Below are 11,540 nucleotides of genomic sequence, written 5' to 3'. Positions count from 1 at the left end.
GGGCCGCCAGGGTCGGTTGGCCGAACAGCACGCGCACATCGGCCGCCAGTTCAATCTGGCGCATGCGCTCGATCAGTTTCACCGCCAGCAGGGAATGGCCCCCCAGTTCGAAGAAATGGTCGTGACGCCCCACTTGTTCGACCTTGAGCAGGTCCTGCCAGATCCGGGCGATGGCGATCTCCACTTCACCTTGCGGGGCCTCGTATTCGCGACTGATCAGGGCCGAGCGATCCGGCGCCGGCAACGCCTTGCGGTCGAGCTTGCCGTTGGTGGTCAACGGGAAGGCATCGAGCATCACGAAGGCGCTTGGCACCATGTAGTCCGCCAGGGAGCCCAGCAGTGCGGCGCGCAACCCGGCTGCCGTGGGCGACTCGCCTTCTTCGGCGATCACATAGGCCACCAGGCGCTTGTCCCCCGGCTCGTCCTCGCGCGCGATGACCACCGCTTCGCGGACACCTTCGCACGCGGCCAGCCTGGCTTCGATCTCCCCCAGTTCGATGCGGAAGCCACGGATCTTCACCTGGTCGTCGTTGCGGCCCAGGTATTCGATGCTGCCGTCGGCCAGCCAGCGACCCAGGTCGCCGGTGCGGTACATCCGCGCGTTCGGTTCGGCACTGAACGGGTTGCCCAGGAAACGTTCGGCCGTCAGTTCGTCGCGGTTCAGGTAGCCCCGGCTGACGCCCGCGCCGCCCACGTACATTTCCCCCACCACACCCACCGGCACTGGCTCGCCCTGGGTGTCGAGCACATACAACTGCAGGTCGGGAATACGTCCGCCAATCGGGCTGACGCCCACCAGTTCGGCATCCGCCGCACATAGCGCACGGTAGGTCACGTGCACGGTGGTTTCGGTGATGCCGTACATGTTCACCAGTTGCGTGCCGGCGTTGATCTCCCGGGCATACCACGGTTTGAGAATGCCGGTCTCCAAGGCTTCGCCGCCAAAGATCACCTGGCGCAGGCTGTGCCTGAGCTCGCTTTCGCCCTGGGCCGCGATCAGTTGGCGGAAGGCGCTCGGCGTCTGGTTCAGTACCGTGACGCCCTCCTCGCACAGCAGCGTGTAGCAATCCTGCGGCGAACGGCTTACCAGTTGCGGTACCACCAGCAGGCGGCCGCCGTGGGTCAGCGCGCCCCAGATTTCCCAGACCGAGAAGTCGAAGGCGAAGGAATGGAACAGGGCCCAGACGTCCTGGGGACCGAAATCGAACCAGGGTCGGGTGGCCGAGAACAGCCGCGCCACGTTGCGATGCTCCACCATCACCCCCTTGGGCAGGCCGGTGGAGCCGGAGGTGTAGATCACGTAGGCCAGGTGGCTGGAATCCAGGCCCGCCACCTGGGGGTTGCCCAGGGACGCTTCCGGCCATTCAGCACGGTCCAGATCGATCACCGGAACCGTCACGTCTGCCAGGCAATGCCGCGTCGCAGCCTGGGTGAGCACCGCCACCGGCGTGCTGTCCTGCAGCATGAAGGCCAGGCGCTCGGCCGGATAGGCCGGATCCAGCGGTACATAGCCGGCACCGGACTTGAGGATACCCAGCAGGCCGACAATCATGTCCAGCCCACGCTCGACGCAGATCGCCACCCGGTCATCGGGGCGAATGCCCAGGGACAACAGGTGATGGGCCACCTGGTTGGCCCGGGCGTTGAGTTCGCCATAGGTCAGCGAACGGTCCTCGAACCGCACCGCCAGCGCATCGGGCCGGGCTGCGGCGCAGGCCTCCACCTGCCCGTGGATCAACGCGTCATGGGGGTAGGTCGCCGGCGACGCATTCCAGGTCTCCAGCAGTTGGCGACGCTCGGCCTGCGGCAGGATCCGCAACCCGTTCAACGGGGCCAGCGGCGTTTGCTCCAGTGCCTCGACCAGGTTTTCCAGCACGGTCTGCACATAATTGCAGACCCGCCCTGCACCGATCGGCGCCTGGGCCATGACCGTCAGGTTGAAATCTTCGCCCAGGTCGTCCACCGACAACGTCAGCGGATAGTTGGTGCGCTCTTCGCCATCCAGCACCTGGATACCGTCCCAGGCGGCGATGGCTTCGCTGGTGGCTGTCTGCGCACCGAGATGCCGATAGTTCAGCAGTGCGCTGAACAGCGGCGCCGGTGCGGTCACGCCGCTGCAACGCTGGGCCAGGACCAGCGAGGCGTGCTCGTGCCCCAGCAATGCGGACAAGCGAGCGTGGGTCGCCTTGACCCCGGCCCTTACACCCTGGCTGCCCAGGTCCACCCGCAGCGGCAGGGTGTTGATGAACATTCCCAGCGCCCGGTCGGCGCCCTCGCCGCCCTGCATCCGACCCAGCAACACCGTACCGAACACCACATCGTCCTTGCCCGACACACGGCCCAGCACCTGGGCCCAGGCCAGGTGATACAGGCTCGCCGCGCTCACCCCGAGCTGCCGGGCCTGGACTCGCAGGCGTTTGCACAGCGCCGCATCGACCCGCTGCCGGACCTCCTCGATCCCATGCCCGTCGCCCTGCACATCCTGCAAGCCGAACGGCAGCGTCGGTTCGCTCACATCGCCGAGCATCTCCCGGAAAAACGCTTCGTGCTCCTCGCGGCTGACGCCCAGTCGCGCCTGGGCCACGTAATTGCGGTAGGGCACCGACGCCGGCAGCGAATGCCCGCGCCCCACCACATGGGCCTCGATTTCCGCGGTGAGCATGCCCAGGGACGTCGCGTCATCCACCATGTGATGGAACAGCAACATGCCCACCCAACGAGCGTTTGCCGCGTCTTCGGCATACCCCAGGCGCATCATCGGCGCCTGGCGGATATCCAGGCGGTAATGACGGGGGTCCAGGTGAGTCCGCAGTTGCTCGGCGATATCCCCCGCCGCCGGGTCCAGCGCCACCTCTTCGAGGCCCAGCGGCGCTTCGCGCCAGACCACCTGCACCGGCTCGTCCAGGCCTTCCCACACCACCGCCGTGCGCAGGATATCGTGCCGGGACACCACGCCTTGCAGGGCATTGGCAAAATCTTCCAGCCGCGAGCGGCTGTCGAAAGCGAACAGAATGTATTGCAGATAGGGGTCGCCCTGGGCGGCGGCGAGGTGGTGATACAGGATGCCTTCCTGTAGCGGAGCCAGGGCATAGATGTCCTGTACGTTGGCCACGCCCCCCGGCACCGTTGCCAGCACACGGTCGATGCCATCCTGGTCCAGGTCGGCCAGGGGCAGCATGTCCGGGGTGATTCGCGAGCAGTCGTCGGGAATGACATTGGCCGGCACGCGGATCTCATGACGGCCGCCCACGGCCGCCGCCAGGGCCGCCAGGGTGGGTTGGCCGAACAGCACGCGCACGTCGGCCGCCAGGTCGATCTGGCGCATGCGCTCGATCAGTTTCACCGCCAGCAGGGAATGGCCCCCCAGTTCGAAGAAATGATCATGGCGACCGACCCGCTCCAGCTGCAGCAGGTCCTGCCAGATTGCGGCGATGGCGGTCTCGATTTCCCCTTGCGGCGCTTCGTATTCGCGGCTCACCACCGCCGACTGGTCGGGCACCGGCAAGGCCTTGCGGTCGAGCTTGCCGTTGGTGGTCAGTGGAAACACCGTCAGCATCACGAAGGCGCTGGGCACCATGTATTCGGCCAGGGAACCCAGCAGCTCTGCGCGCAGCTCGGCCGCCGTGGGAGGCTCGCCTTCCTCGGCGATCACGTAGGCCACCAGGCGCTGGTCGCCTGGGCTGTCCTGGCGCGCCAGCACCACGGCTTCACGTACCCCGTTGCATGCAGCCAGCTTGGCTTCGATCTCGCCCAGTTCGATGCGGAAACCACGGATCTTCACCTGGTCGTCGTTGCGGCCCAGGTATTCGATGCTGCCGTCGGCCAGCCAGCGACCCAGGTCGCCGGTGCGGTACATCCGCGCGTTCGGTTCGGCACTGAACGGGTTGTCCAGGAAACGTTCGGCGGTCAGTTCGTCGCGGTTCAGGTAACCCCGGCTGACGCCCGCGCCGCCCACGTACATCTCTCCCACCACGCCCACCGGCACCGGTTCGCGCTGGGGGTCGAGCACATACAACTGCAGGTCGGGAATGCGCTTGCCGATGGGGCTGACACCGACCCGCTGCGCGTCGTCCGCGCTCAGTGCGTGGTAAGTCACGTGCACGGTGGTTTCGGTGATGCCGTACATGTTCACCAGTTGCGTGCCGGCGTTGATCTCCCGGGCATACCACGGCTTGAGAATGCCGGTTTCCAAGGCTTCGCCGCCGAAGATCACCTGGCGCAGGCTGTGCCTGAGCTCGCTTTCGCCCTGGGCCGCGATCAGTTGGCGGAAGGCACTCGGCGTCTGGTTGAGGATGGTCACCCCGGCCTCGCACAACAGCGCATAGCAGTATTGCGGTGAACGGCTGACCAGTTGCGGCACCACCAGCAGGCGGCCGCCGTGGGTCAGCGCGCCCCAGATTTCCCAGACCGAGAAGTCGAAGGCGAAGGAATGGAACAGGGCCCAGACGTCCTGGGGACCGAAATCGAACCAGGGTCGGGTGGCCGAGAACAGCCGCGCCACGTTGCGATGCTCCACCATCACCCCCTTGGGCAGGCCGGTGGAGCCGGAGGTGTAGATCACGTAGGCCAGGTGACTGGCGTCCAGCTCCGGCACATCGGGGTTGTGGGACGGTTGCTGGGCTGGCTCATCGACATCCAGCGGATCGAGCACGATGGCCGGGATGGTCATGGGCGGCAGGTTGTCGCGGCATTGCGGTTGGGTCACCAGGGCCGCCGGACGGCTGTCGTGCAGCATGTAGGCCAGGCGCTCGGCCGGATAGGCCGGGTCCAGCGGCACATAGCCGGCGCCGGACTTGAGGATGCCCAGCAGGCCGACGATCATCTCCAGCCCACGCTCGGCGCAGATCGCCACCCGGTCATCCGGACGGATCCCCAAAGCCAACAGACGATGGGCCAATTGGTTGGCTTGCGCATTGAGCTGGGCATAGGTGAGCGCCTGGTCCTCGTGGACCACGGCCGTCGCGTCAGGTTGAGTCGCGGCCCAGGCTTCGAATTGGCGATGGATCAGGGCATCCCCCGCGTATTCGACGTCGCAGCGGTTCCAGGCATCGAGCAATTGCTGGCGCTCGGCCGCCGGCAGGATGGACAAGGCCTGCAACGGCGTCTGCGGCGCCTGCTCCAGGGCCTCGACCAGGCTGCCCAGGGCCATCTGCATATAACCGCAGATGCGCGCCGCACCGATGGACGAATCCACCAGGGCCGTGAGGGAAAAATCCTCACCCAGGTCGTCGACGTTCAGCGTCAGCGGATAGTTGGTGCGTTCGTCGCCGTTCAGTGCCTCGATCCCGTTCCAGGCCGAGCGCGCATCCTGGTCCACCACGACCGCGCTGTGCCGGTAGTTGAGCAAAGCGCTGAACAGCGGCGTCGGGGCCGCCACGCCACTGCAACGCTGGGCCAGGGCCAGGGAGGCATGCTCATGGCCCAGCAGGGCCGTCAGCCGGGCATGGGTCGCCTTGACTCCGGCCCTGACATCCTCGGCGCCTACATCCACCCGCAACGGCAAGGTGTTGATGAACATGCCCAATGCACGGTCGGCGCCCTCGCCCCCCTGCAGCCGGCCCAACAGCACCGTGCCGAAGACGACCTCGTGCCGGCCGGACACCTTGCCCAGTACCTGGGCCCAGGCCAGATGCACCAGGCTGGCGGCACTGACACCCAACTGGCGTGCCTGCACCCGCAGGCGCCGGGACAACGCCGGGTCTACGGCCTGGCGGATTTCATCGATACCGTGCCCGTCGCCCTGCACGTCCTGCAAACCGAATGGCAAGGTCGGCTCGTCGATATCGCCGAGCATCTCGCGGAAAAAGGCTTCGTGCTCCGCTTCGCTCGCGCCCAGCCGTGACTGGGCCACGTAGTTGCGATAAGGCATCGCCTCACCCAACTGCGCCCCCTGCCCCAGCAACAGCAGTTGCATTTCATGCTGCATCACGTCCAGGGCCGTATGGTCCAGGGCCATGTGGTGAAACAGCAGGATCGCCACCCAGCGGTCCTGGGCCTCGTCCCGGGCATGGACCAGTTGCAGCATCGGCGCCCGACGCAGATCCAGGCGGTAGTGCCGCGCATCGAAACGGGTCGCCAGTTGCGTGGCGACGTCACCGGCGGTGGCCTCGGGCTCGAAGCGTTGCGGCTCCAGCCGCACCTGGCGCCAGACCACTTGCAGCGGCTCGTCCAGGCCTTCCCAGACCACGCTGGTGCGCAGGATGTCATGGCGATCGATCACCACTTGCAACGCCTCGACGAACGCTTCGAAACGCTCGAGCGTATCGAAGGCGAACTGCGATTGAAGCACGTAGGGGTCGCCCTGTTCGGCGGCCAGGTGGTGATAGAGGATGCCTTCCTGCAGCGGCGCCAGCGGGTAGATGTCCTGTACGTTGCGCGCGCCGCCCGGCACCGTCGTCAGTAGACGGTCGATGGTCTCCTGGGTCAGCTTGACCAGCGGCAGCAGCTCGGGGGTGATGTGCTCGCAATCGGCCGCAATGCGGTTTTCCGGCACGCTGATTTCCTTGCCGCTGCCAATGGCGGCCGCCAGGGCCGCCAGGGTCGGCTGGCTGAACAGCACGCGCACATCGGCGCTCAGCCCGGCCTGGCGCATGCGTTCGATCAGGGTCACCGCCAGCAGCGAATGGCCCCCCAGTTCGAAGAAGTGGTCGTGACGCCCCACCTGTTCGACCTTGAGCACCTCGGCCCAGAGCCGGGCCAGGGTCTGTTCCACCGCTCCCTGGGGCGCTTCGTATTCACGGCTGGCATAAGCCTCGGCGTCCGGCGCCGGCAAGGCCCGGCGATCCAGCTTGCCGTTGGCCGTCAAGGGGAACGACGGCAGCACCACGAAGGCGCTGGGGACCATGTAGTCGGCCAGTGCGCTCGCCAACTCTGCGCGCAGATCCTGCACCGACAGGGTGACACCCGGCTCGGCAATCACATACCCCACCAGGCGCTTGGGACCGGTCTCGTCCTGGCGCGCCAGCACCACCGCGTCCTGCACCCCCGGACACTGGCCGAGCCGCGCTTCGATTTCCCCCAGCTCGATACGAAAGCCACGGATCTTCACCTGGTCGTCGTTACGCCCCAGGTAGTCCACGCTGCCGTCGACACGCCAGCGCGCCAGGTCGCCGGTGCGATAGAGCAACGCCCCAGGGTCGGCGCTGAACGGGTCGGTCACGAACTTCTCGGCGGTCAGTTCGGGGCGGTTCAGATACCCTTTCGCCACGCCATCGCCACCGATGTACAACTCCCCCGCCACGCCCACCGGCACCGGTTGCAGCTGGGCATCCAGCACGTAGACACGGCTGTTGCCCACCGGACGGCCAATGGGAATGCCGCCCTCGCCCACGGTTCTGATTTCGTGGGTCGTGGTGAATGTGGTGGCTTCCGTCGGGCCATAGCCATTGAGCAGGTGCTGCGGCGCGCCTTCTTTCAAGACCCGGCCGATCACCGCCGGATCGAGCACATCACCGCCGACGATCAGGTAACGCAACTGCTTGAACACCGGCATCAGGCCGGCGGCGTACTGATGGAACAGGCCGGCGGTCATCCACAGCACGCTGACCCGCTGCTCGGTCAGCAACCGGGCGAAACGCTCCCGGGACAACAGCACGTCCTGGTCGACCACCACCACGCAGCCGCCGTTGAGCAACGGCGCCCAGACGTCCAGGGTACTGGCGTCGAAGGCCGGGTTGGAGGCGAACGCTACCCGGTCCCGGGCATTGAAATCGGCATAGCCGTTGTTGATCACCAGTCGATTGATCGCCCGATGCGGCACCAGCACACCCTTGGGAGTGCCGGTGGAACCGGAGGTGTACATGATGTAGGCCACCGCTTCGGCGCTCTGGGGCAGATCGAGGTTGGCGCTGATGTCAGCCAATTCCAGGCGATCCAGATCGAGCCGGGCAGTGCCTTCGGCCACACTCGCGGAACTGAGGGTCAGCAGGACCTTGGCCCCGCTGTCTTCGATCATGAACTGCTGGCGTTCCAACGGCGCATGGATATCCAGTGGCACGAAGACGGCGGCGCACTTGAGCACCGCCAGTTGACTCACCAACAGTTCCAGTGAACGCTCCAGCAGGATCGCCACACGGTCCCCGGGCTGCACGCCCTGGCCCGCCAGATGACGAGCCAGGCGGTTGGCCCTGGCGTTGAGTTCGGCATACGTCAGGCTGTTGCAGTCGTGCACCGCCGCCGACGCTTGCGGATTGGCCTGCGCCAGGGCTTCGAACAGTCCGTGGACGGTCCTGTCCTGTGGATAGCGACGCGTGGTGGCGTTGAACTCCAGCAGCAGTTGGCGACGCTCGCTCGCCGGCAGGATCGACACGCGGCTCAACGGCGTCTGCGGTGCTTGCTCCAGGGCAGACACCAGGTTCTCCAGCACCACGTTCATATAGGCGCAGATCCGCTGCGCGCCGATCTGCGGCACCGCCAGCGCGGTCAGGCTGAAACCTTCGCCCAGGTCATCCACCGAGAGGGTCAGTGGATAGTTGGTGCGCTCTTCGTTGCTCAGGATTTCGATGCCGTTCCAGGCCGCCAGTGCATCGCTCGAGTCCATCCCCGCATTGCTGTGGCGGTAGTTGAGCAAGGCGCTGAACAACGGCATGGGCGCAACCACGCCACTGCAACGCTGTGCCAGGGCCAGGGACGCGTGTTCATGACCCAGCAGGCCGGTCAGCCGGGCATGGGCCGCCTTGATACTGCCGCGCACATCCTGCTCTGCGACGTCCACCCGCAACGGTAAGGTATTGATGAACATGCCCAGCGCATGCTCGGCACCGTCACCACCCTGCATCCGCCCCATCAGCACGGTGCCGAACACCACGTCCGGTTTGCCGGACACCTGGCTCAGCACCCGTGCCCAGGCCAGGTGATGCAGGCTCGCCGCGCTCACACCCAGTGCCCGGGCCTGAGCCCGCAGACGACGGCTCAGGTCGGCACCGAGGTGCAACCCGGCCTCTTCGATATCGCTGCCGTTGCCGCGCACGTCCTGCACGCCAAAAGGCAGCGTCGGCTCTTCGATGTCACCGAGCATCTGGCGGAAAAATGCCTCATGCTCCTCGCGACTGCTTCCCAGGCGCGCCTGGGCCACGTAGTTGCGGAAAGGCGCCGCCTCGCCCAGACGATCGGCCTGACCCAGCAGATGCAACTGCATCTCGTGGCGCACCCTTTCAAGCGCCGTGTGATCGAGGGCCATGTGATGGAACAACAGCAGCGCCACCCAGCGCTGGTTGGCGGGGTCATGGGCAAAGGCGATGCGCATCAGCGGCGCCTGTTGCATGTCGAGACGGTAGTGCAAAGCGTCGAAACGCTCGCGCAGCTGCCCGGCGATATCCCCCGTCGCCGCAGCCAGCATCACCTCCTCCACGGCCAGCTGCGCCTTGCGCCAGACCACCTGCACAGGCTCATCGAGGCCTTCCCAGACCACGCTGGTGCGCAGGATGTCATGGCGATCGATCACCGCTTGCAGTGCGTGGGCAAATGCGTCCAGGCGCTCGCGGTCGGCGATGCTGAACGTGGCCTGCAATACGTACGGATCGCCCGCGGCCGCCGCAATATGGTGATAGAGAATGCCCTCCTGCAAGGGCGCCAGGGGGTAGATGTCCTTCACGTTGCGCGCGCCACCCGGCACAGTCGCCACGATGCGGTCGATGGCGTCCTGGTCCAGCGCCACCAGCGGCAGCATCGACGGCGTGATCCGGGTGCTTCCCAGCAGGATGCCGTTGTCCGGCACCTCCACATCGCGACCGCTGCCAACCGCAGCGGCCAGCGCCTTCAAGGTCGGCTGGCCGAACAGTACACGGATATCCGCCGACCAGCCCAACTGGCGCATGCGTCCGATCAGGCTGACGGCCAGCAGGGAATGACCGCCCAGTTCGAAGAAATGGTCGTGACGACCGACCTGTTCCACGCCCAGCAGCGCTTGCCAGATCTGCGCCAGGGTGGTTTCGACGTCGCCTTGAGGGGCTTCATAGCCTCGGGTAATGACCGAGTCGAGGTCTGGCGCCGGCAAGGCCTTGCGGTCCAGCTTGCCGTTGGGGGTCAACGGCAAGGCGTCCAGGCGTACGTAGGCCACGGGCACCATGTAATCCGGCAATTGCCCTTGCAGATGGCTGCGCAGGGCCTCGATGTCCACGGCCCGGGACTCGGTGAAATAGGCCACCAGGCGTTTATCGCCGGGGACGTCCTCACGGGCCAGGATCACCGCCTCTTTTACCGCTTCATGCCCAGCGAGCCGTGCTTCGATCTCCCCCAGTTCGATGCGGAAACCACGGATCTTCACCTGATCGTCGTTACGACCCAGGTATTCGATATTGCCGTCCGGCAGGTATCTCCCCAGGTCGCCGGTCCTGTACATCCGGGCGTTGGTTTCGTGGCTGAACGGGTCCTTCAGGAAGCGTTCGGCGGTGAGGTCATCGCGATTGAGGTAACCGCGCGCCACACCGGCACCGCCGATATAGATTTCTCCTGGCACACCCAATGGCACCGGTTGTCGCTGTTCATCCAGCAGATAGAACTGGGTATTGGCCACCGGTTTACCGATATGCGCAGCGAAACCCTCTTCGCGGGACATCGATACCCAGCTTGAGTAAGTGGTGGTTTCCGATGGGCCATAGAGGTTGCACAGGCGCTTGACGGAAGTCTGCTCGAACAGCGCTTCCACCAGGCTGCGCTTGAGGGCTTCACCCGCCACGTTGACGGTCTCGACACCCTCGCCCAAGCCACCGGATTCCAGCAGTGCCTTGAGGGCCGACGGCACCGTGTTGATCAAGGTGATGTCGTGCTCGCCCTGTTGCAGTTCCAGCACATTGGCGACCACGTCGATGCTGCCACCGCAGGTCAACGGCGCGAAGCACTCGTAGACCGCCAGGTCGAAGTTCAGCGAAGTGGAGAACAGCGTCTTCGACAGGGTTTGCGCATCGAAGGAACGCTGTGCCCAGGTCAGGAAGTTCACCGTGTTGCGGTGCTCGATCATCACGCCCTTGGGCAGACCGGTGGAGCCGGAGGTGTAGATCACATAGGCCAGGTGCGACGAGGTCAGTTCCGGAACCTGGGGATTCAGAACGGATTCGTCCTGCCAAAGTTCGCTACCCAGATCGATGACCGGCATCGCAGCGCCGGCCAACAATCCAAGCGTCGCCGCCTGGGCCAGCACCGCTGCCGGGGCGCTGTCTTCCAGCATGTAGGCGATCCGGTCCGCCGGATAGGCCGGGTCCAGCGGTACGTAACCGCCGCCGGCCTTGAGGATCGCCAACAGGCCTACCACCATGTCGAGGCTTCGCTCGACACAGATCGCCACCCGGGAATCGGGTTTCACCCCCTGCTTGCGCAGGTAATGGGCCAGGCGGTTGGCCCGCTCGTTCAGTTCGCGATAGCTCAGGCGTTGTCCGCGATGCAGCACCGCCAACGACTCCGGCGTGCGCTGAACTTGCGCTTCGAACAGCCCGTGAATCGTCTGCGCCAGCGGGTATTCGGCCTGGGTGGCGTTGAAGCCCACCAGCACCTGTTCACGCTCCCTGGCCGGCAGAATCGGCAGGCGATACAACGGCACCTGGGGT

The 11,540-nt window shown here is 65.8% G+C and carries 1 pseudogene; it reads right to left on the bottom strand.

Annotation, left to right across the window (positions count from 1 at the left end):
• Window positions 1-34: 34 nt before the first annotated feature.
• Window positions 35-11,533, bottom strand: a pseudogene (locus BW992_RS27590) (amino acid adenylation domain-containing protein); the annotation flags it as partial.
• Window positions 11,534-11,540: the final 7 nt, after the last annotated feature.

The organism is Pseudomonas sp. 7SR1 (genome assembly GCF_900156465.1).
GTDB lineage: Bacteria > Pseudomonadota > Gammaproteobacteria > Pseudomonadales > Pseudomonadaceae > Aquipseudomonas.
Note: the sequence above shows the minus strand (reverse complement) of the source record. Positions and strands in the feature narration are given on the sequence as shown.